We start from the raw sequence: 21,036 nt of genomic DNA on the forward strand, positions 1-21,036 counted from the left end.
GTCTACCTGGCCTGCCGCACTGACACCTGTGCCGCGCTCGAATGAACTCGGCGGCGCCGTACGCACCGTCTTCGCTTGCGACTACCTCGCCGATCTTGCGAACACCGTGCTGCACTACGGCAAGGACGGCGCCCTGACCGGCCCGGACAAGGAGCACGCCGAGACCAGCATGCTTGCCCTGCACCTGTTCCAGACCAGCCTCGTCCACATCAACACCCTGCTGCTCCAGCAGGTGTCCCGCCCTGCTGCGGTCGACGGGGCTCCGTGGCGTTCGATCGTGTTCAGGGCACCTTTGATCGGTCAGCATGTTTGCCGGTAGGGCGCGCCATGGATGTATGTGTGCCATTGGGTCCGGGTCAGGCCCGTTCCGGCTCGCTTGCACGCCTGGGCTGCCGTGTGTTCCGGAGCGATGTCATACAGCTGCAGCGGCACGTGTGCGCTTGATGTGTACAGCGTTCTGTTGTCGGAGCCGAAGGCCACGGCGAGGACGGCCGTACCCGTCGTGGGGAGGGCGGAGCCGAGTTGTCGGCTGGAGTACACGTCCCACAATCGCAGTGTGCCGTCCATGCCTGCGGCGGCCAGGGTGCGTCCGTCCGGGGAGAAGGCCAGCGCCGACACGTATCTGGGCTGGCTTTCGCGGGTCGGGGGCGGGGGGAGCACAGCGAGGGGCAGGTGGGCGTCGCCGTCCCACACGGTGACCCCACCGGACTCGTCGCCTGCTGCCAGATATCTTGCGTCCGGACTGTATGCGACGGTGGTCGTCGTGCCGGTGGTGAGGGTGCGACGCGTGAGGCGGCCGTTCCGCAGATCCAGGAACTGGCCGTGGTTGGTGGCGAGAATGCCGCCGCCGGGTTTGACCGACAGCGTTTCACCGCCGGCGGCGATCTCGCGGGTCTTCTTACCACGACGAATGTTCCAGTACTCGATGAACTCGTCCTTGGGAATCCGGGAGACCAGCAGTGTTCTCCCGTCCGGGTGGAAGACGATGCCGTTGACCGCGGGCCCCTGCGCGCCGGGGATCGTGGAGTCGTACCGCGTCACTGTCAGCGAGCCGGTGATGCGGCGAGCCCCGACGTCCCAGAGATGCACCTTTTCCGGTGGAACGGATGTTGTCGGATGGCTGATGTCATAGGCGAGAACGCGCCCGTCCTGCCTGAAAGCCATGTGCACGGGACAGGGAACTGGGGGTCGCGGGGCATCGGCCGGAGAGGGGCAGGGGGCAGGGGGCAGATCTACCGCGCTTCGGCCACCGTGCGTTTCGCGAAGCTGGATGTCGGCCCCTCCTGTGCCGGTGTCCCGACGGGCGAAGGCGAGTGCACCTGCGTCAGGGCTGAAGGCGGCCGATACACCTGGCCGGTTCTGCCAGCGGGAGTCCACGACTCCGTCCAAGGACAGGGAACGTACGACGGTCTGCGACCGGTCCGCGAAGTAGCGGATCCGGCGTTCTCCCATGTCGAGTCTGAGCTCGCTGACCACCTCGTCGGAGAGGGAATAGCGGAAGACCGGTGCTGCGGGCGCGTCGGTTCGCCACAGCAGAATCTCGTCGGCATCCGTGGCAGCGATGAATCTGCCGTCGGGACTGAATGCGAGGCCCTTCAGTCCGTCATGCCGGATCCTGGGCAGTTCCCGGCCTGAGGCTATGTCCCAGGTGCGGATTCCCGCCGGGCTGCGCAGGACCAGGCGTCGGCTGTCGGCAGCGAACTGGAAATCTTCGTCCGCACAGTTTCTCGCCGTGGTGACCGGCGCCCACGGGGTCGGTAGTTTCCGCCCCCGCGCGATGTTCCATACCTCCAAGCGGGCGCCGGGCAAGCACAGTGCCATCAGGCGGTCGTCCGCGCTGACCTGGGCGTCGGGCAGCGGGTAGCTGGTCATCCGACGTTGCTTGAAGAGCTGCTGCTCGAAAAAGTCCGAGACGTCGTACAGCTTGTCCGACCCGATATCGGGCAAGCGGTCCTCCATGTGGCGCTCCAGCAAGACCTGCCGGGTCTTCATGTCCCGCAACTGGACTGTCGCCCGTGGTCCTGCGGTGCGATAGAGCACAAGGATGCGGCCACTTGGGCTGATCTCGCCTCCGTCGTCGGCAGGCAGGCTGCCCCCTGCCACGCGGCCTGCCCGCACATCCCACATCTGCACTGCGCCGTCCTCGCCCAGCAGGGTGAGTGCGCGAGTGTCGGGGCTCAGCACGCCGACGTGTGCCAGGTGCGTACCCAGCCCGGGGAACGAAGCGCTGCGTCTGTGGGCGCCGATGTCCCAGGTCGTCACCCGCCTGGCGGTAACGCTGATCAGGGTCCGGCCGTCGCGACTGAGATACCGCACCGCCTCGGGTTCGGTGGCCGGATCGGTGAAGGCGTCCTGCTCCTTCTGCACCGCGGCGCTCATCAGCGCCGAGCGGGTCTCGGGGAGGTCGACCAGGTTCCAGGCGGCAATGCTCAGCCGCACCGCGGTGACCGGATCCGTCGCACGCAGGCTCTCAGCCAGCGCCGCGACCCGGCGAGCCTCGGTGCGCAGCCGTTCTTGATCCTCGGACTCGCTCTGCCGCCATGCGATGACACCGGCAAGGAGAGCAAGCACCGCCAGGGCGGACAGTCCCGCCCGCAGCCGGTGCAACCGGCGCGTGGTGCGGGTGGCGGCGTCTTCTTCCTGCCTGCGGGCGGCGATGCTGGTGGTGAGAAAAGTGTGTTCGAGTTCGGTGAGGTCCGCGCGATGCGCATCGAACCGCTTCTCGGCCGCGGTGAGGCGCGTGCCGCGGTACAGAGCCCCGGAGTCGCGACCCAGTTCCTCCCAGGCGCGCGCCGCTTCGGTCAGCTTGCGGTGAAGGCGCAGCCGTTCCCGGTCCTGTTGGATCCAACCGCGGAGCCGGGGCCAGGCGGTGAGCAGGGTCTCGTGGGCCAGGTCGACGGTGCCGTCGTCCAGGGTGAGCAGGCGCGCGCGGGTGAGGGCATCCAGTACCTGATCCGTTTCCTCGCCGCCGATGTCGTACAACTCCGTATGCCGGGTGGGGCGTCGGGTGTCGGGAGTGCCGTCGCCGGGGGTGACCAGCCGCAGCAGGAGGCGGCGTGCCGTGCGGGCTTGGTCCTGGGTGAAGTGGCTGTGGACGTCATCGGCGGTCTTGGCGATGGCTCCGGCGAGGCCGCCGGCTGCTTCGAAGCCGGTGACGGTGAGCGTCTTGCCGCGGCGGCGGCGCCAGGTCTCCAACAACACGTGCGAGAGCAGCGGTAATCCGCCCGGTGCGTCGACGACTTCCTCGATCAGACGGGTGGTCAGCGTCCGCTCCACGGTCAGGCCGGCCATAGTGGCAGGTTTGACGATGGCCTCGCGCAGCTCTTCCCGGCTCATCGGGCCGACCAGCAGATGGGCGTCGCGCAGTGCGTCGGTCAGATCGCGATCTTCGGCGCAGCGGCCGTAAAAGTCGGCGCGCACGACGATGAGCACCCTCAAGCGGTTCTCAGGCCGGCATGCGGCCAGGAGCAGGCTGAGGAAGCGGGCGCGCTCCGTGGGGTCCTGGCAGAGGGTGAAGATCTCCTCGAATTGGTCGACGATCACGAACGTGTCCGCACCGGCGTCACCGGCGCCGGACTCGGTGTCGCTGGGATCGAACACGTGGGCGTGCGTGCGCGCCGGGCGCTCTCCGGGCGTGAGGATACGGATCGCGGCCGGACGTAGGCCTGGTTCCCGGGTGTGCTGGAGGGAGGGGACCAGGCCGGCGCGCAGCAGGGAGGACTTGCCGCTGCCTGACGGGCCGAAGACCGCCACGAACCGGCGGTGACGCAGCAGCTCCAGCAGGTCGGCGGTGAGTTTGTCACGGCCGAAGAACCGGCCGTGGTCCCCTGTCTCGAACCGCGCCAACCCCTTGTACGGCGACTCTGTCCCCGTGTCGTCCGTCGCCGGGTCGGAGGCGGCGGCTACCTCCTCCACGGCCTCCGTCCACCGGGCTGCCCACTCCAACGGGTCGCCCCCACAAGCCCGGGCGTAGGCCAGGACCACCGGCAGCGTCGGCAACTGCTCGCCGGCCGCTGCCTGAGACAGGGTGGTGATGGAGTACCCCGCCCGGTCCGCCAGCACCCGATAGGTGATCCCGCCCGCCTCGGCGCGCAACTTGCGCAACTCGCAGGCGAACCGCTGCACCGGACCGGCCCCTGGATCCAACGGCGCCTCACGACGACCCGCCACACGCCACCCCCCCGGCCGCTGCCCCTGCACTGGACAGGCCAGGCACGATACGGATGCACCACAACACCCGCAAAGATCGCGTCCGGCCATTGTTCGGCCGCCTGACCAGCACTGCCAAACAATGCGTCGGCGGCTGGAATCGGTGCTGCGAGCCCCCGGGAGCCGTTCGGGTGACTGCCGGACGGCCAGGGGATTCAGTTCACCCGAAATGCCACGGCGCGTTGGAATACGCGCCGTCCGGCGCCAAGGGCACCGGGTCCGGTCCGCTATCGAGTGACCAGGGGGAGGCCCGGGTGCTGTGGGGGCGGACGGGCGTCCGCCCCCACTGCAAGTACAGCGAGCTCAGTGCCTGCCGTGACAGCGCACCATGCTTCACCGCGCATGCGGCAGCCAGACAACTCACACGAACGGAGACATCATCGTGCGCATACGAACCCTCCTCGCCGGGGTCACCATGGGCGCTGCCCTTGTCGCCGGCGGAATCACCGCCCCGGCCCAGGCGGCGTCCGAAACCGCCATGACAACGGCAGCCTCGGATTCCGCCACCGCATCGGGTCAGACCGTCGTCGTGGCGGAAGCGGGCTGGACCAATGCCCTCAGGGCGGGTGATCCGGTCAGGGACACCTACTACTCGACCGGGTCCGTGCTCTGGCGTACCTCCTCCGCGGGACAGCCTCTCCATTACTACAGCAAGAAGGTCAACCGGTACGGCAGCACCTGGTACCAGCTCGACTCTCCCCAGTGGGGCTGGATCTACTGCGGGAACGTCGCGGCACCCTGCTGACACGCCGGCTTCCTCTGCGCGGCGAGAACGGCAGACCGGCTGCGAACGCCCTGCAGACGCCAGTGGCTGCCATGGCGTCCCGCTCGGTGGTGTAGCCGGTCAAAGTGGGGGAGTGCCTGGGCGTTTGCCCGGGGCGCCTACCTGATGCGGGTGGCCGCTCCCTGAACAAGGAGCGGGCCATCGTGCAACTCTCCCTGCTAAAACGCCAGTTCAAGCGGCAGGAGTGCACGATGGCCCTGTCTCGGTCCGACCTGGTACGCCCGCCGGAGTCACTACGCTCGACCGATGGAATCGAGCTCGTCCGCAGGGTGGTCGAGCGGATGCTGCAGGAGCTGATCGAGGCCGAGGCTGACGCGCACATCCGCGCCGAGGGGAACGAGTACAGCGCCTCACGGACGGCCTTCCGTAACGGGCACTGCGGCAAGACCCTGACCACGCCGGCCGGCGACCTGGACCTGGAGATCCCCACAGTCCGCACCGGCAGCTTCATCCTGTCGCTGCTGGAATGCCGGCGCCGTATCACCAGGCCCTTTGCGCCGTCATCATGGAGGCGTAGGTGCACGGAGTATCGCCCCGCTCGGGTCGACGACCTGGTCAAGGCCCTGGGGGCGACACGGGGATCTCCAAGCCCGAGGTCTCGCGGATCTGCGTGGCCATGGACGAGCCTGTGGCAGTCGCCTGGTCGTCGATGGGGGCGTCCAGGCGCTCGGCCACGGTGGTGAGGGCTGTTCCCAGGGGAAGCGTGCCCCCGGGGGAGGGGGTGCGGGTCGCCCCGGGTCGGGCTCCGGTTGACGGTCAGCACCGGTGCTTTGGTCCGGGCTGCGTGGCGGACGAACCGGAGCCCTGACATCACAGTCCGTGCGGAGCCCGGGATCAGGAAGGAGGCTGCTTCACGGACCAGTTCACGGCAGTGTTCGACCCGCCGTGGCGGAATGGTTTCGCCGAAGTACACCACGTCCGGTTTGAGGATGCTGCCGCAGAAAGGTCGGCGGACCAGCCTTCACCCCGGCGTACGGCCAGGGCCGCGGCGGGCGACGTCCGCACCTGCCACACATGACACCGGGTTGACGCCCGAGCCGAGCACCATGGCCTTTCCCTTCTTGATGACCGACTCCGCGAGCATCTTCACCAGATGTCCATCAGGTGGGTGGGCCGCGGGATCGAGAACGGCAGCCCGCAGGTGCGCAGTGTGAGCTCCACCTCGGACTCGAAGCGGAAGAACTCGCCCCGGCGGTCGGCGCGGGCGTTTGCGGTCGAGAAGTACACGAAGTGTTCGGTCGAGGTGTCCTGCGCGACGCCGATAAGGCGCCGGATGCCCGTGCCCTCAATACCCAGGGGACCGTTCGCTCCCTTGCCGCCACCGACCTGAACGGTGCGGACGATCGCCTTGGCGCCGGTAGCGGAACGCACGAGCGACTGTCGGTCGTGCAGATCGCCTGCGACGACCTCGACATCCCCGGCGACCCGCGCCGAGGAGGGGGCGCGAGTGACGACGCGCACCGCCTGCCCGTCGCTGCGTAGTTGATCCTGGCCATACTCGCCCCGTACGTCGTCTCCCGCGGCCCGGGAGGGTTCCCCGCGCCCAGTATCGTTCTTGCTCGCGCCAACGCAACGCATGATTTGGGGGGCGGGCAAGTGCTGAAGGAAACAGTTATCCGAAGCGACGATGTGCCGAGGGAGGATCGACTGGCCTACTGGGCAGAGTCCGTGGGACAGACGCATGCTCCGGTACGCATGCGAAGCGAGCATGCAGGTGACTTCCATGCCCAGATGCGCGTGCTGGAACTGGGAACGGTGTCGGTGTGGCCGCAGACCTTCCAGCAACTGATCATCCAGCGCACGCCGAAGCTGATCCGCCGATCCGACCCGGAGCTGTATCACGTCTCGTTCATCCTGAAGGGGACAGGCATAACCACCTGGGACGATCACGAGAGCGTCTATCAGCCCACTGACCTGTATTTCAACGATTCCTCGTTACCTTGGGAGATCCGCACGGATGCACACCCTGTGTCCACTGTCAGCCTGGAACTTCCCAAGTCGATCATCCCCTTACCCCGGAGGATGACCAGCCAGATGCTGCCACGGCGGATGCCGACACAGGGGGGTATCAGCGTGCTGCTGTCCCAGTTTCTGCTTCAAGTGGTCAAGGACGCCGACACCTACGAGCCCAGCGACGGTGCTCGGTTGGGAAGAGTCGCCGCAGAGCTGGTCGCTGCCTTGTTCGCACACGCCGTCGAAGATGAATCCCTGGTACCTCCCGACACCCGCAAGCGCACCCTCGTACTGCGCATCAAGCACTACATCCAGAGTCATCTGCACGACCCGCACCTGACTCCCACCGCCGTGGCGGCAGCACACCATGTGTCCGTCAGCTACTTGCATCGTCTCTTCGAAGGTGAAGAAGCCACTGTCGCAGCCTGGATTCGTCTGCGGCGCCTGGAGGCCGCCCGCCGGGAACTGACCGATCCCGCGCTGCGTGCGCTGCCCATCCACGGCATCGCCGCCCGGTGGGGCTTTCTCCGCGCGGCAGATTTCAGCAGAGCCTTCCGCAACGCCTATGGCCTCGCACCGAACGACTACCGGCGTGGGCAGGAGCGTCCAGCGAGTTGACCGACAGCTGACGAAGCTGTTGACGCGGTGCCACCGCCGGCGCCCTGTACTGGAACAACACTCGATGATGTCCCCGTCCCGGCCCACGCCTTCAGTATCTGACCGCTTCCCCCCTTGCCCCGATGTCGCGCACAGCAGGTTGCCCCCTTCGCGTCACCGACTGTGATGCGAAGGGCGCGAGGTAGGTGGGAGCGCTGTTCGTCGCGGGATTACCGGCACCCGAACGCCCCTGAGAGCGGCGGTCGGGATGTGCGACAGACATCGGGCGGTGCGGGGCCCAGTCGTCTCCGGCCGAGCCCCGCACCATGTCAGAACTTTGGACGGGCTTTTGCAGCCGATCGGAGCTCAGTTGTAGAAGGTATGGGTGTTGAGCCAGATGGACTTCTGCCCCTTCTTCTCCAGGTAGCCCCGAACCTTGATCCTCCGATTCTCCTTGAGGTCGAAGGAACAGTCCTTCCACTTGTCGTCCGCACCGGAGACGTCCTTGCACCAGCGGTACTTGCCACTGCCGTCGTCGACCCGGACCCCCAGGGCACGGCCGTCGTACGCCATGTCGTTGACGCCGATCTTGTCACCGTTGTCGCACCAGTACACCCTTCCAAGGGTGTAGGTCTCACCATTTTCCTTCTGCACGAAGGCTCCCAGGAGACAGTCGGGCTTCGCGGAGCCAAGCGAGGTGGCCACGGCCGGGGAAGCGGCGGCCGTAGCGAAAGCAGCCCCCGTCACCGCGAGCGCCACAGCAGCCGTGCACAACTTGCGCTTCATACACATCCTTCTCATGCAGGGCGCGCACTCTGCGCGCCCTGACAGCTTTGCTCCCTGCAGGACGTGAAGCGCTAGCAGTCGGTACACATCTGCCTTTGCAGTACGTCGACTCGAAATGAGTGAGCTTCTTCAGCGGGGCTACTGATCGAGTGGCGGCGTAGGTGTCCGCAACGCACAAGGACCTCATGCCGTTGCGGTCTGTACGGTCTTCGGCGTAAGTAACCGGCCGCCGCCCATATCCTGCTGCGTCAAGTCGCTGACGTGCGCACCACCTGCTGGCCCTCATCCGGGCTGATGGCGGCTACACCGGCAGTCTCGTCGAGTATTGCCTGGCCGCGTTCGCCCCTGTCCTTGCGATCGTCAAACGGAGCGATGACCAGCGGGGGTTCGTAGTGCTGCCCAAGCGGTGGATCGTTGAGCGGTTCTTCGCCCCCTGATGCGCACCCGCCGCCTGGCAGGTGACTACGAGCGCCGCACCGCCGGCGCCGAGGCGGTGATCTACTGGTCGATGACCCTGCTTATGACCCGCCGCCTGGCCCGGCCACACCCTGCGCGAGCGTGAATCGGCTCGGCTGCTGCTCGGCCAGCCAGCTGCGGGCCACCAGACGTTTCGCCTTCGACCGCACGGCCTCCACCCGCGCCGGCACTACGTCCATGCCGAACCCTGGTGCCATCTCCTGGCAGGCCAGCGGCGTTTGACCGAGCCGGGCGCGATCCGCGAGCGCCCTTGAGGATGCGCTGGTAGTCCATCGACAGGACCGACCAGGTCAGCCCTTCCCGCCACACCGGCACCTGAGACTTCGGCTTCGCCGCATCCCGGGGGCCGACCGCGCGTCCGCATCCCGCGGATCCGGGGCCGTCTCCGTGTCGGCGGTGTTGCCGCAGTCTGGAGCCAGCACCACATCGGCCCGCCAGCGGGCGATCGCCCACTCCCGCCATTCCTCCTCGGCCGCGGCCAACTCGGCCTGGATGCGGTCGGCCTTCTCCCGCAGACCGTCGACTCGACGACGAGTGGCCAGCTCGTGCTGTTCCAGCAGTCCGACGACCGACGGCATCCGCGAGGAGACCGCCGAATCCCTGATGTTCGGCATCGGCCGGTTCCCGGCTGGCCGCCCCATGGACGGCGAGGGCAAGACCGACGCGACGTTCTGGCGCTCGGGCACCCGCATCCTGCCGAAGGTCGAAGGCCGCGTCCGACACTCCTCATACCGGGCCGGGTGGCAGCGCCTGGCCTTCCGCATCGGCTGGCTCGGAGCCGCCGGTGAGGGCGTCCACCTGGCCAGCGGCCACCCGGACACCACCGCCCAGACGGTCCAGGACCTCTGGGAGAACCGGGAAGCGACCCTCGCCACACCTCAGCCGGCGTCGTACGGCGGTGACGGTTGGTTCCAGACGACGTCACACCGGCCGATGATCTGCCGGAGCTCGAATGCTCCGGTTGGCGTGTTTCCCGTCTGGCAGGGCGGCTGCAGGTTGGGTGTGCTGGTACATGGATCATGACCAGCACGACAGGGCGAGGAGAAACCCATGCCTTACGGCAGTGCATCGAGCTCCGAGGAAGCGACCCGCAGCTACTACGACACCCCGGACGTCGAGGCGTTCTACGACGCGGTGTGGGGCGGTGAGGACATCCACACCGGGATCTACGCCCGGGCGGACGAATCGGTCGCGGATGCCTCCCGTCACACCGTCGAGCAGGCCGCGGACAAGGTGAGCGACCTTGTCTGTGCGGGCAGCTCGGTGCTGGACCTCGGTTCCGGTTACGGTGGCCCGACCCGCTACCTGGCCGAACGCTTCGGATGCCGAGTCATCGCCCTCAACCTCAGCGACACCCAGAACCAGCGCCACCGCGCCACGAACGCCGAGCGTGGCCTCGACCACCTCATCGAGGTCGTCACCGGGTCCTTCCACGACATCGCCTGTCCCGACAGCCGTTTCGACGTCGTCTGGTCCCAGGAAGCCTTCTGCCACAGCGGCGACCGCCCCCGCCTGCTCAGCGAAGCCGTCCGTGTCCTCAAGCCGGAGGGGGCCCTGGTCTTCACCGACTTGATGGCTGCTGAGGACACCCCTGCCGCAGCTCTGCGCGCCGCCGTCTCCCGACTGGGCGTGGATTCCCTGGCCACGCCGCACTTCTACCGCCGCACACTCGCCGGCCTGGGGCTGTCCCACACCGATTTCGACGACCGCAGCGACCAACTGATCCGCCACTACGAGCGCATCACCGAGGAGACACGCCGGCGCGAACAGGAACTGCGCCGCATCATCAGCCCCGCCTACGTCGACAGCCTGCTGGCCAATCTGCCCCTGTGGGTAGCTGCCGCACGTCGCGGGGAACTGCGCTGGGGCATCTTCCACTGCCGCGCCTGACAGGGGCGAACCCTGGTGTCTGTGTACGCGGTGAGGCTCTCAGCCTGTTCTCCATGGTCTGACCTCGAACGATGCCCCGAACGTGATCACCCGTAGGTTGCGTCCGAGGAAGTGGCGCCGCCGCACACATCCTGGTCTGCACCGGCAACGGCGGCAGCACGACCACCTTGTGTACCCTCACCGCCCAGCTCGGAGAACCGACGATATGGGGTTCCCGAGGTGATGGAATACGTGGAGCAGTCCGCGGGCCGGAAGCCCCCAGCCGCCCAGTTGGGGGCTTCCGTCGTTCAGACGCCCTTGCCGCAGTAGAAGGTTTGATCGCCCCAGTCGAGGTTGGCGACACAGATCCGCACCTTGTAGCCCTTGTCGTCCCAGTAGTAGCCGGTCGACACGGTCTCACCCGATGCGAGGTGCTCGTCGGAGATCTGGGTGTACGCGCCGCCGCCGTGCTCGCGTTCGATGTGCATCTCGCAGTGCCAGCGGTATCCACCGCCTCGGGAGGACATGACACCCTTGGCGAACCAGTGGCCATTGCTCTTCTTCGTGTACACCCATCCCTTGCAGTAGCCGCGGGTCTTGACGGAACTCGGCTCATAACCGTCCGGGTGGACCACAGCGGAATGCGAGGTACCGGACTCCACAGCGGGCGTCACAGCGCCGGCAGAGGCGGCGAGACCAAGACTGGCGATACCGGCGAGTGCCGTGGTCGCGGCGAGCGCCGTGACGCTCCTGCGCATGTTCATGCTTCTGTTCCCTCCCGTAGTCGCGGACCGGGGCGCTCAACGCCACCCCGTAACCGCCGACCACGATGGGCGGCCACCAGACAGGAGGGCAAGCGGCGCCGGGCACATGCCGCCTTCTCGGGACGTCCCACCCTCTGACGTGCAGGAACACGGCGCAAGTGGGCGACCTCGCGGGACACGCAGAGCCGCCTGCCCGTCTGATGCCCACTGCCTGCCGCTCCCCTTGGAGGGAACCGGCGCAACATGGCTCCCGAAGTGACCGGAGTGCGCGGAGCGCAGTCAGCGGGCCGGGCGGCCGCTGCGGGTTCGTCGGTGCAGTCGCCGTGGGCGGCTCCCAGTCCGGGAACGCTGGATCCGCTGCTCGGTGAACCCAATTGGTCACGTGGTTCAACTGCGCGTCCCGCCCGCCGACACGGTGAACGCCAGGGGCCCGCAATCCGTAGTCCACTGCGGCGGTACGGCGGACGACAGCCGATCGCCAGTTCCTCGACCGCTGCCCAACAAAAAAAGGGGTCCCATGAAACACCGCCGCCCGCGCCACCGTCGCAGAGTGATCGCCAGAGCGGTCGGTACGGCGGGTGTGCTGGCCGTAGCCCTGGGTGCGGGGATGACGCCGGCGATGGCCGCCGGAAAGACCTCCAAAAAGCCCACTGCCACTGGGGTCTCGCCCGACCAGGACGACACGCCTTGGGCGCCCCAGAACGACGAGGCGCCGCCGCAGCACAAGGCCGTCCGTCCGGCAGCCGTCACGCCTCGCGCCGGCACGTCCGCTCTCCAGCTCAGTCTGCCCGAGCCGACCGGGCGCCACGGCGTAGGCACGTTCAGCCTGCACCTCGTCGACAAGTCCCGCACGGACCCGTACGTGCCTGGCAACAGACCGCGCGAGCTGATGGTGTCGTTCTGGTACCCGGCCGCCTCGACCCGCGGTCACTACCAGGCGCCGTGGATGCCGTCAGCCTCCGGCGCCCACTTCCTCGCCTCCCAGGGCCTGACGCCACAACAGGTGACGTTGCCGAAGACCGCAGGCCATGTCCTCGCCCCGGTCGACACCAAGCTCGGCAAACTGCCCGTCCTGCTGTACTCCAGCGGGCTGCACTCGGACCGTGCGAGGGGCACCGTGCTCGCCGAGGACCTCGCCAGCCGCGGCTACCTCGTCGTCACCGTCGACCACACCCACGACGCCAACGAGGTGCAGTTCCCCGGCGGACGGCTCGAGGTCAACACCATGCCGGTCGGCACGCACTCCGCCGACACGCTCAACGTGCGCGCCGCCGACATCCACTTCGTCATCAACCAGCTCAGTGCGATCGCCAAAGGCGGCAACCCGGACGTCGACCACGCCAGGCTCCCCACCGGTCTGTCGCACCACGTGGACATGTCCCGCATCGGGATGTTCGGCGCTTCGCTGGGCGGCGCGGCGGTCGACACCGCCATGCAGCTCGACCACCGCATCGCCGCCGGCGTCAACCTGGACGGCCAGTTCTTCGGCTCGGCACCGAGCAAGAACCTGGACCGCCCCTTCATGCTCTTCAGCTCCGGCACCCACAACCGCAACAACGACAAGTCGTGGCGCACGCTGTGGTCGCATCTGAAGGGATACCGGGTCGACATCCAGCTGCACGGCTCGGCGCATGTGTCGTTCGTCGACGACGAGGCGATGGCGCCCCAGGAGGCGGGCCTGCTCGGGCTCTCCCCGGCCCAGCTCCAGCAGGTGTACGGCACGATCGACCCCAACCGAGCGATCGAGATCCAGCGCGTCTATCTCGCCGCCTTCTTCGACCAGGAACTACGCCACCAGCACGGCACCCTGCTCGACGGGCCTGACAAGAAATTCCCGGAGATTTCCTTCGTCCGCTGACCGGGGCATCCGAAGAGCGGGGCCCGCATGCGGGGACCGCCCCTCGGGCGCAGGTGGAAAACGGCACCAGCGGCAACAAAATGGGCCGGGCGGCCCTCCCCACAGAGGGCCGTCCGGCAGTTCAGCGGGTGGGCCAGGACGCCGTCCGCCGTCCGCCGCGGAACGCGACGGCGCTCCGTCCACGCTCAACGACCACATCGGCGGGGAGACAGCCGCTCGACTACGGTCCTGACACGCGCTGTTGGCCGACCCACGTTCTCTGGCCACGTGTGGCTGTGTAGCTGAGGGCGGGAGTCGTTTCGAGGTGAGTGCGGGAGTCGCCTTCTGACCGACCTTGCGACGTCGGTCTGTTTTGAAGTCACCCAGGGGCTTGCGGTGGGAGGGGCGAGTGTGCGTATGCCGCAGGAGGCCCGATGGAGATGTCGCGCTCAGTCGCCGAGTTCGTGTAGGTGACGTACGTTCCGCAGCGGTGAGCAGAACACGACGAGCCAGCTGGTGGCGATCAGGACAGCGCCGGTCCAGATCGCGGCGCGTACCCCGAAGTAGGTGCCGATCAGCCCGGCCAGCAGGGCGCCGACGGAGAGAGCCCCGGTGAGCAGGAACCGCAAGGTGGCGTTCATCCGGCCCAGCATCGCCGCAGGGGTCACCGTTTGGCGGGCGCTGACCGCAAGGACGTTGGCCATGCCGGTCTGGACGATGGTGACCATCCAGCCTGCTGCTCCCACCCACAGCAGGGGCCCTGGGGCCATGAGAGCGGTGAGCAGGGCGAAAGGGCTCGTTACCGCGCCGGCGATCCACAAGGCGCGGCCGTGCCCGAGGCGCCGGCCGACAGCGGGCGCGACGATCGCGCCGAGGAAACCGCCGATGCCACCGCTCGACAGCACTAGCCCCAGCATTCCGGCCGACAGGTGCAGTTTTTCGGTGAACAGCACCACGAACGAGACCTGGCACAGCTGGATCGCGAGGTTGGTCACAGCGCCCTTCAGAGCCAGTGCCCGCAGCATCGGATGGCTGAGCACGAAGCGCAGCCCGGCGGCCGTCTCCTGCCAGAGCCGGGGCCTAGCCGCGGCTGTACGTTGCGGGCTTGGCTCGGTGGCCCGGATCCGCGCGATGCACCATGCCGACCACAGAAAGCCGAGCGCGTCGGCGACGACAGCTGCCGCCGGCCCGACGAACTGCACCACCAGGCCGCCGATGCCGCGTCCGGAGACATCGGCGGCTTGATTCAGCCCGGTGAGGGCGGAGTTCGCGGCGACGAGCCGGTCCGCGCCGACGAGGTGGGGGACGTACGACAGATGTGCGACGTCGAAGAAGACTGTTGCTACTCCGGTGAGGAATACGACCACATACATCTGGGGAAGAGCGAGTACTCCGCAGGCCCAGGCCACGGGGATCGAGCCGGTCAGCGCGACCCTGCTCAGGTTGGCCGCGACGAGCACCGTCCGTTTGGGCATGCGGTCCACCCATGCCCCCGCGGGCAGGCCGATGAGCAGGAAGGCCACGGTACCGAGCGCGGACAGCACACCGACTTGTCCCGGCCCTGCGCGGAGCACGGTCTGCGCGAGCACGGGGAGCGCCAGGAAGCTGACCTGTGCGCCGAGCCTGCCGGCCGCGTCGGCCGTGTACAGAAGCCGGAAGTCACGGTCGGTGAGCGCGCTGCGGTGCCGCCGGTCCATGGCGGCGGGTGCGGGCGTGACGAGTGGGCGAGTCATGGCGCCCGAGGCTGGCGGAGATACCGCACGGCTCGCCATAAGCTCAGAAATACCTAAACTCAGCGGATGCTTGAGCTGGAGTTCACCACCGAGGACCTCGCGCTGACCCGCTTGGCGATCTCGCCCCTGTGGGAGGCCATCGCAAGCCTGCGTGTCCTGACCCTGCAGGAGGGTCACGCGCTGCACGGCCCGTGGCTCGCGGCCGTGCGCCCTCGATTGGCGCGGGCGCGGCTGGACCTGCGGCCGGTCACCGAAGTCATCACGCCGAGGGTCGCCGCGTTCGTCGCGCCGGCTCCGGTGACCGCGGCACCGGACATCCGGCTCGAACTCGCCGCGATGCGTACGCACCCGGTGGAAGGGATCCAAGCCGACCTCGAAGTCCTGGGGCTGCCCCGGTACGCGGATCCCGTCGCAGCGATTGAACAGGTGGTGACCACCATCGAGGCCTACTGGGAGCTGGCAGTGGCACCGTACTGGCCGCGCATCCGCGCGGTACTCGAAGCAGACGTACGGCACCGGGCATTTCTGCTGTCCACCGGCGGCAGCCGCCAGCTCTTCTCCGACCTGGACCCCAACCTCCGCTGGGAGGACGGCAGACTCGGGGTCAGGCTGCGCAACAACCTTTCCGGCACGGTCGAGTTGGACGGGCGAGGCCTGGTCCTCGCCCCGTCCGCCTTCGCCTGGCCCCGAGTGTCACTGCTCACCGCGCCTCCATGGCAGCCACTCCTGCGCTACCCGGCGCGCGGGACCGCCACCATCTGGGAGTCACGCCCGGCCGTTCCCTCGCACGCACTCGCCCGGGTGATCGGCAGACCCAAGGCGCGCCTGCTCACCCTGCTCCACGAACCCGCGACCACCACTCAACTTGCCGCGCTCACCGGGCTCACGGTCGGCGGCGCGTCACAGCACCTCACCGCACTTCGGGACGCGGGCCTAGTGCGCCCCACCCGGATAGGCCGCAGCATCCTGTACGCCCGGACCGAAACGGCCGAGGCACTCATGGCCGAGGCATCCGAACACTGATCACGCCTCAGCCCTGCCCGCCTAACCTGCCGAATGCACCCTCATCCACGCCTTCCCCATCCTGGCTGCCGCTTCCGTCCACACCGACCACCTTCCCCCGGCACCGACCCCCACGCTCTCCTCACTCACCACAAAGCCGCACCGGTGACGGCTGCCACACGCAGCAGCGACATCACTTCCCACCGACAATGATCTTGAGAACGCGTTCGCGAGTGACTCCCGAACTCGCGTCGAAACGACATCCACGAATAGGCTCTGGTCCACTTCGTGTGGTCGCGTCACAGTGGGACTGTTGATCTTCGCCCAATGGTGGTTTTAGAGGTCATCTCATTTGGGGTGTTCGATAGGCTCCAGATGTGGGGATCGTTGAGCGGCTTGTGCCGGATGAGCTGTGGGAGTTGTTCCAGCGAGTGGTTCCGGAGGCGCCGAGTCGGCCTCAGGGTGGTGGCCGGCGCCGGCACGGCGACCGGGAGGTGTTGGCTGCGATCGTGTTCGTGGCCACGTCGGGCTGCACGTGGCAGCAACTGCCGTCCGCCTCGTTCGGGCTTTCAGGGCCCACGGCTCACCGGCGCTTCGCCGAGTGGTCGAAGGCCCGGGTGTGGGCGAAGCTCCATCGCCTGGTCCTCGACGAACTCGGCTCTCGCGGTGAACTGGACTGGTCTCGCTGCGCGATCGACTCGGTGAACATGCGAGCCCTGAAAAAGGGGACCTGACAGGTCCGAATCCGGTGGATCGCGGCAAGTACGGTTCAAAGATCCACTTGATCACCGAGCGTACCGGGCTGCCCCTGTCCGTCGGGATATCCGGTGCCAACCTGCACGACAGCCAGGCCCTCGAACCGCTCGTGCGAGGCATCCCACCCATTCGCTCCCGGCGCGGACCGCGCCGACGACGGCCCGCCAAACTCCACGGCGACAAAGGCTACGACTACAACCACCTGCGCCGATGGTTACGCAGCCGCGGCATCCGACATCGCATCGCCCGCAAAGGCATCGAGCCCTCCACACGGCTGGGCCGCCACCGCTGGACGATCGAACGCACCATGGCCTGGCTCGCCGGATGCCGCCGCCTCCACCGCCGCTACGAACGCAAAGCCGAACACTTCCTGGCCTTCACCAGCATCGCCTGCACCCTCATCTGCTACCGCAGACTCACCAAATGAGATGACTTCTTAGTGGTCGTAGGCGGTCAGTGCGCGCATGACTGCCTGGCCACGCATGAACCTGGCACCCCTCATCAGGTCCCTTGGAATCGTTCATCTAGGCTGGCGCGGTGACTGATGAGCAGGAGCGGGTGCAGCCGTCGGGAGTGTGGGCCACGGCGGTGGGGGTGGCCAGGGTGCGGGCGCTGGAGACCGAGCGGGAGAACGCGCTGTTCCGGGACCCACTGGCACAGGCCTTCGCCACAGCCGGCGGCCTGTGGCCCTCCTCCCCGCCGCCCGATGACGAGGCCGCGCGACGCCGCCGGCTGGCCGTGTCGTTCTCCATCGTCATCAGGACGAAGTTCCTCGACGACCTGTTGCAGCAGGCCTCCGCGTCCGGGGTCCGGCAGGTCGTGCTGCTCGGCGCCGGCATGGACAGCCGGGCCTTCCGGATGGACTGGCCCGAGGGCACCCGGCTGTTCGAGGTCGACACCGCCGCGCCACTGGACTTCAAGGATTCGGTGCTGCGCCAGGAGCGGGCCGTCGCACGCTGCGAGCGGATCACCGTCGCGGTGGATCTGCGTGAGGACTGGCCAGCCGCGCTGGCCGCCGCAGGGCACGACCCGGCCGTGCCGACCGTGTGGATCGCCGAAGGACTGCTGATCTATCTGCCCGACGACGCGGTGGAGTTGCTGCTGGCCCGGATCAGCGCGCAGTCGGCGGCAGGCAGTCGGATGGGGCTGACGTTGGGCTCGCGCGGCGTGATCGAGCGCTTCGGCGCGGACGCCGTGCCGGGATCGGCGGCGTCCATGTGGGTCTCGGAGATGCCCGACGACCCGGTGGGCTGGCTGGCCGGGCACGGCTGGGAGGCCGACAGCCACACCCTGCGCGAGCGCGCTGCCGCCTACGGCCGCCCGATCAGCACCCCGCCGCAGCGCGAGGAGCGGCCCGGCGCACTGATCTCGGCGGTCCGCCGGTAGAGCGCCTCCCGGTTTCCTAGATGATCGATTCCAAGGGGGCCTGATGAGTGGAGCCAGGTTGATGCGCGGCCAGCACGCCGAGCGCGTCGGCGAAATCCTGCTGGGTCAGGTAACCGGCGACGATCCGCGCCGCCTTGAGAGGGACGTTGCCTGTCGCGGCCGCTACTGCACTCCCTGGACGAGTACCTGTCGATAGGTGTCCACCGAGGCCCTGTCATTGGCCAGTACTCACCCATTCGGCGCATAGAAAGTCCTCTTTCTGGCGCAATGATGGCCTCTCCAAGTCCTCGGATTGGCGGTCCCTCAGGGCCAGTCTTGTTCGCGCCTGATCACACCTGGTGCTGAGGAGACACGATGCCGAGGGCGCGACTACCGTCCGCCGCAGGAGCGACCCTGCACGATGCCGGATCCGGATACGACTGGGACGCAATCCGTGTGCCCCGCAGCGTCGGCCTCGCCGCCATGGCCATCCTCGGCACCCGGTGCGGCGCCGTCACCGAAGACCTCCTCAGCGCCGCCGCTGGAAAGTAGAACGAACACTGGGCTGGATCATGCGTGCCCGTCGCAACGTGCGCGACTATGAACGCCTCCCGTAACACAGCGAAGCCCATCTGACCTGGGCACTCATCACCCTCATGACCCGACGCCCCACCTGAAGCCCGGCAGCCCAGAAGGCCTCCGGACGACGGTGAGATACCAGCTGGTCGAATCTACGAGGGGAGGTGGCCTGTGAAGACGGTCTGGAAGTACGTGTTCTTGGTGAAGTGTTCAAGGCAGCGGGGGTCACTCACTTCGAGGGTGAAGCCGGCGGACGTCCCCTCGTCTTCGTCGAGATCGGTGGGGTCGTCCTGGCGGATCTCCCAGGAGACGATGATCTCCTCGGTGCGGCGTGCGAACTCGGCGGGCTGGGGCCGGAGCATGACGTAGCGCTGTCCGTGGGAGCGGTAGCTCCGTCCTCCGAATTGGTCCTTGTAGCGCTCTACTACGTTGACGCGGGGTATGCGTACGTCGGCGGAGCCGTCTTCGAGCCGGTAGCCCTCCTCGTCGACGCGTACCTCACCGCCGCAATAGAGCTCGAATAGCTCTTTGAACTCGAGTTCCGTTGCGGCGGAGACAGGCCCGGCACCGAAGCCACCGCCCTCCTTCCAGGCATCCATGATGAGCTGCAGGCCGAACACGGGCCCCTGGGAGAACCCGTAGTTGTCGGGATCGCGGTACTGCACGGTGCCGGTCAGGGTGGCGCCCCGGCGTGCACCGGTGAAGACATCGAAGATGTAGGTCATGCGCCTGGAGCCTAGTGATCAGGACTGACAACTGCCCTGATGCGGTGGAAGAGTCAGATCAGCGGCTCGATCATCGGGTCTTCGGACTTGAGCGGTGCGTCTCGTCAGGCACGCTGACTGTTCGTCACGGTGTGATGAGCATGGCGGGACTGGCCCCCGGACTCAGGACGCCCGTGGTCCTGGTTGATCATTTCTGTTCTCTACTCAGAAGGATCACCGGGGAGCCACGGGCTTGGCCAACAATACGACGTTGCTGCTCGGTCTTGACGGGGTGTCCGTCGTGCGGGTGGAGTCACTGGCCGACGGGACGCGTCGGGTGGACCTGATCACGGTGGACGAGGCGGCACGGGCCTGTCCGTCCAGCGGGGTCTTCGCCTCGCAGGTGAAGGGGCCGGCGGTGACCCGGCCGCGTGACATCCCCTACGGGGAACGGGGGCTGGAGTCCTTCTGGCACAAGCGCTGCTGGTGGTGCCGCGAGCCGGCGTGCCCGAGGAAGTCGTTCACCGAGAGCATCGCCCGGATACCAGCCGGGGCGTGGGTCACTGCCCGGCTGCGGGAGGCGGCCGGGCGCCGGGTGCGCGATGCCGGCTCCACGGTCATCCAGGCCGCCCGCGACCTGCATCTGTCCTGGCCGACGGTGATGAGCGCCTTCCGTGCATCGGCGCGCGAGGTCGTCGACGCACCGCTGCCCGAGCAGAAGCTGCTGGGCGTCGACGAGACCCGGTGGGGCAAGACGAAGTGGGAGCAGGTCCCCGACGGCGGCAAGTGGCGTGTGACCCGGGACCGGTGGCACACCGGGTTCGTCGACGCACTGGGCCACGGGGGGCTGCTCGGCCAGGTCGGGGGCCGTACCGTCGCCGACATCCTGGCCTGGCTGTCCACCACTCCACTGACCTGGCGCAAGAACATCCGCTACATCGCCATCGACATGTCGGCCACCTACCGCGCCGCGATCCGCACCGGCCTGCCTGACGCCATCGCCGTGGTCGACCACTTCCACGTCGTCCAGCTCGCCAACAAGCTGCTCTCCATGGTCCGGCGCCGCACCACGCCGAGGTCCGCGGACGGCGCGGACGGGCCACCGACCCGGAGTGGAAGGCCCGTCGGCGCCTGCTCCGCAACCGCGAGGACCTCACCGACGAACAGTTCACGAGCATGTGGAACACCCTGCTGAGCGAGGGCAGGATCGGACAGACGCTGCTGACCGCGTGGATCGCCAAGGAGAACCTGCGCAACCTTCTCGCCCTGGCCCGTACCGGGGCCGACCGCCACCAAGTCGGCCAGGCCCGGTGGAAATTCCTCACGTGGTGCGCAGACTCCGACATCCCCGAAGTGCGACAACTCGCCACCACCATCGACCGCTGGTGGCCCGAGATCGCTGAGTTCCTCGACACCGGACACAGCAATGCCAAGAGCGAAGGGATCAACCGCGTGATCAAGCTCGTCGCCCGCGCGGCGTTCGGCTTTCGCAATGCCGTCAACCAACGGCTACGGGCACGCTGCGTAACCACCCGCCGAGCCCGCGGACTCCTCCGAACCGCTCAGCTTTGACGTCCTGCGTAACCGCCTGGGGGCTACGCAGGACGTCGTCGTGTTACCG

At 67.8% G+C, this 21,036-nt stretch carries 19 protein-coding genes and 3 pseudogenes; 13 read left to right on the forward strand and 9 right to left on the reverse strand.

Translation table 11 applies throughout. The features are described 5' to 3' along the window. Positions 1-28: 28 nt before the first annotated feature. Positions 29-319, forward strand: a complete 291-nt coding sequence (locus AVL59_RS21340; RefSeq protein WP_067306861.1) for a Tn3 family transposase — start codon at positions 29-31, stop codon at positions 317-319. On the opposite strand, the gene AVL59_RS21345 is transcribed toward AVL59_RS21340, so the two are convergent. Continuing rightward, positions 301-4,125, reverse strand: a complete 3,825-nt coding sequence (locus AVL59_RS21345) for an nSTAND1 domain-containing NTPase (protein ID WP_067306863.1) — start codon at positions 4,123-4,125, stop codon at positions 301-303. The genes AVL59_RS21340 and AVL59_RS21345 overlap by 19 nt on opposite strands. A gap of 466 nt (positions 4,126-4,591) precedes the next feature. On the opposite strand from AVL59_RS21345, the gene AVL59_RS21350 reads away from it, so the two are divergent. Then, complete coding sequence (locus tag AVL59_RS21350; RefSeq protein ID WP_067306866.1) at positions 4,592-4,954, forward strand: hypothetical protein; 363 nt, start codon at positions 4,592-4,594, stop codon at positions 4,952-4,954. Between the two features lie 230 nt (positions 4,955-5,184). Further along, a pseudogene (locus AVL59_RS56490) lies at positions 5,185-5,618 on the forward strand (transposase); the annotation flags it as partial. Positions 5,619-5,629: 11 nt separating this feature from the next. Here the strand turns inward: AVL59_RS56490 and AVL59_RS50620 are convergent. From AVL59_RS50620 to AVL59_RS48645, 3 genes and pseudogenes are all read right to left on the reverse strand, one after another. Next, a pseudogene (locus tag AVL59_RS50620) lies at positions 5,630-5,954 on the reverse strand (Sir2 family NAD-dependent protein deacetylase); the annotation flags it as partial. Beyond that, positions 5,955-6,083 (reverse strand): hypothetical protein, encoded by a 129-nt coding sequence (locus AVL59_RS55630; protein ID WP_257785094.1) that lies wholly within the window; start codon positions 6,081-6,083, stop codon positions 5,955-5,957. Next, the gene (locus tag AVL59_RS48645) at positions 6,080-6,589 is read right to left on the reverse strand and encodes an SDR family oxidoreductase (protein WP_159399981.1); all 510 of its coding nucleotides are present in this window, start codon (positions 6,587-6,589) and stop codon (positions 6,080-6,082) included. Before AVL59_RS48645 ends, AVL59_RS55630 begins: the two co-directional genes overlap by 4 nt. Here AVL59_RS48645 and AVL59_RS21360 point away from each other — a divergent pair, their 5' ends adjacent. Next, positions 6,590-7,564 (forward strand): AraC-like ligand-binding domain-containing protein, encoded by a 975-nt coding sequence (locus AVL59_RS21360; RefSeq protein ID WP_067306872.1) that lies wholly within the window; start codon positions 6,590-6,592, stop codon positions 7,562-7,564. A 345-nt stretch (positions 7,565-7,909) separates the two neighbouring features. Here the strand turns inward: AVL59_RS21360 and AVL59_RS52295 are convergent, their stop codons facing one another. Then, positions 7,910-8,329: a hypothetical protein gene (locus AVL59_RS52295; RefSeq protein ID WP_159399982.1), complete on the reverse strand. Its 420-nt coding sequence runs from the start codon at positions 8,327-8,329 to the stop codon at positions 7,910-7,912. A 518-nt stretch (positions 8,330-8,847) separates the two neighbouring features. Continuing rightward, a pseudogene (locus tag AVL59_RS56080) lies at positions 8,848-9,384 on the reverse strand (hypothetical protein). A gap of 25 nt (positions 9,385-9,409) precedes the next feature. Between AVL59_RS56080 and AVL59_RS21375 the strand changes: the two are divergent. Together AVL59_RS21375 and AVL59_RS21380 are read left to right on the forward strand one after the other, a co-directional pair. Further along, positions 9,410-9,829 (forward strand): hypothetical protein, encoded by a 420-nt coding sequence (locus tag AVL59_RS21375; RefSeq protein ID WP_067306878.1) that lies wholly within the window; start codon positions 9,410-9,412, stop codon positions 9,827-9,829. 27 nt (positions 9,830-9,856) lie between these two features. Further along, positions 9,857-10,696 (forward strand): SAM-dependent methyltransferase, encoded by an 840-nt coding sequence (locus AVL59_RS21380; protein WP_067306881.1) that lies wholly within the window; start codon positions 9,857-9,859, stop codon positions 10,694-10,696. Between the two features lie 287 nt (positions 10,697-10,983). Here the strand turns inward: AVL59_RS21380 and AVL59_RS21385 are convergent, their stop codons facing one another. Then, entirely contained in the window at positions 10,984-11,439 is a 456-nt protein-coding gene (locus AVL59_RS21385) for a hypothetical protein (protein WP_067306884.1), read from the reverse strand. A 550-nt stretch (positions 11,440-11,989) separates the two neighbouring features. Here AVL59_RS21385 and AVL59_RS21390 point away from each other — a divergent pair. Beyond that, positions 11,990-13,297, forward strand: coding sequence for an alpha/beta hydrolase family protein (locus AVL59_RS21390; protein WP_237281588.1), 1,308 nt, complete (start codon positions 11,990-11,992; stop codon positions 13,295-13,297). Positions 13,298-13,725: 428 nt separating this feature from the next. Here the strand turns inward: AVL59_RS21390 and AVL59_RS21395 are convergent, their stop codons facing one another. Then, positions 13,726-15,009, reverse strand: a complete 1,284-nt coding sequence (locus AVL59_RS21395) for an MFS transporter (RefSeq protein WP_237281589.1) — start codon at positions 15,007-15,009, stop codon at positions 13,726-13,728. Between the two features lie 66 nt (positions 15,010-15,075). Between AVL59_RS21395 and AVL59_RS21400 the strand changes: the two genes are divergently transcribed. The 4 genes from AVL59_RS21400 to AVL59_RS52300 all read left to right on the forward strand — a co-directional run bounded on the left by AVL59_RS21400 (position 15,076) and on the right by AVL59_RS52300 (position 18,684). Then, positions 15,076-16,032 (forward strand): ArsR/SmtB family transcription factor, encoded by a 957-nt coding sequence (locus AVL59_RS21400; protein WP_067306888.1) that lies wholly within the window; start codon positions 15,076-15,078, stop codon positions 16,030-16,032. Between the two features lie 362 nt (positions 16,033-16,394). Beyond that, positions 16,395-17,194, forward strand: a protein-coding gene (locus AVL59_RS48655; protein ID WP_237281881.1) for an IS5 family transposase whose coding sequence is annotated in 2 segments (ribosomal slippage) — positions 16,395-16,730 and positions 16,733-17,194 — 798 coding nt in all. Because the reading frame shifts where the segments join, the coding sequence is not laid out codon by codon here. A gap of 146 nt (positions 17,195-17,340) precedes the next feature. Further along, positions 17,341-18,153 carry a class I SAM-dependent methyltransferase gene (locus tag AVL59_RS21415; RefSeq protein WP_067306891.1) on the forward strand — a complete coding sequence of 271 codons (813 nt, stop codon included), beginning with the start codon at positions 17,341-17,343 and terminating at the stop codon, positions 18,151-18,153. Between the two features lie 354 nt (positions 18,154-18,507). Then, positions 18,508-18,684 carry a hypothetical protein gene (locus tag AVL59_RS52300; RefSeq protein WP_237281972.1) on the forward strand — a complete coding sequence of 59 codons (177 nt, stop codon included), beginning with the start codon at positions 18,508-18,510 and terminating at the stop codon, positions 18,682-18,684. Positions 18,685-18,863: 179 nt separating this feature from the next. Here the strand turns inward: AVL59_RS52300 and AVL59_RS21420 are convergent, their stop codons facing one another. Beyond that, a complete protein-coding gene (locus tag AVL59_RS21420; protein WP_067306893.1) occupies positions 18,864-19,436 on the reverse strand; it encodes a hypothetical protein in 573 nt (190 codons plus the stop codon). A gap of 232 nt (positions 19,437-19,668) precedes the next feature. Between AVL59_RS21420 and AVL59_RS55450 the strand changes: the two genes are divergently transcribed. Together AVL59_RS55450 and AVL59_RS55455 are read left to right on the forward strand one after the other, a co-directional pair. After that, positions 19,669-20,610: a transposase gene (locus AVL59_RS55450; RefSeq protein WP_208870424.1), complete on the forward strand. Its 942-nt coding sequence runs from the start codon at positions 19,669-19,671 to the stop codon at positions 20,608-20,610. After that, the gene (locus AVL59_RS55455) at positions 20,547-20,987 is read left to right on the forward strand and encodes a transposase (RefSeq protein ID WP_250637350.1); all 441 of its coding nucleotides are present in this window, start codon (positions 20,547-20,549) and stop codon (positions 20,985-20,987) included. The genes AVL59_RS55450 and AVL59_RS55455 overlap by 64 nt, the downstream gene beginning before the upstream one ends. Positions 20,988-21,036 lie beyond the last annotated feature (49 nt).

It is taken from the genome of Streptomyces griseochromogenes (assembly GCF_001542625.1).
GTDB classification, from domain to species: Bacteria; Actinomycetota; Actinomycetes; order Streptomycetales; family Streptomycetaceae; genus Streptomyces; species Streptomyces griseochromogenes.

Bases quoted from the DNA above. Each gene is read 5' to 3' on its own strand.
- AVL59_RS52295 (WP_159399982.1), bottom strand. From the start codon at position 8,329: ATGAAGCGCAAGTTGTGCACGGCTGCTGTGGCGCTCGCGGTGACGGGG.
- AVL59_RS52300 (WP_237281972.1), top strand. From the start codon at position 18,508: ATGCCGAGGGCGCGACTACCGTCCGCCGCAGGAGCGACCCTGCACGAT.
- AVL59_RS21380 (WP_067306881.1), top strand. From the start codon at position 9,857: ATGCCTTACGGCAGTGCATCGAGCTCCGAGGAAGCGACCCGCAGCTAC.
- AVL59_RS21385 (WP_067306884.1), bottom strand. From the start codon at position 11,439: ATGAACATGCGCAGGAGCGTCACGGCGCTCGCCGCGACCACGGCACTC.
- AVL59_RS21395 (WP_237281589.1), bottom strand. From the start codon at position 15,009: ATGACTCGCCCACTCGTCACGCCCGCACCCGCCGCCATGGACCGGCGG.
- AVL59_RS21375 (WP_067306878.1), top strand. From the start codon at position 9,410: ATGTTCGGCATCGGCCGGTTCCCGGCTGGCCGCCCCATGGACGGCGAG.
- AVL59_RS21400 (WP_067306888.1), top strand. From the start codon at position 15,076: ATGCTTGAGCTGGAGTTCACCACCGAGGACCTCGCGCTGACCCGCTTG.
- AVL59_RS21420 (WP_067306893.1), bottom strand. From the start codon at position 19,436: ATGACCTACATCTTCGATGTCTTCACCGGTGCACGCCGGGGCGCCACC.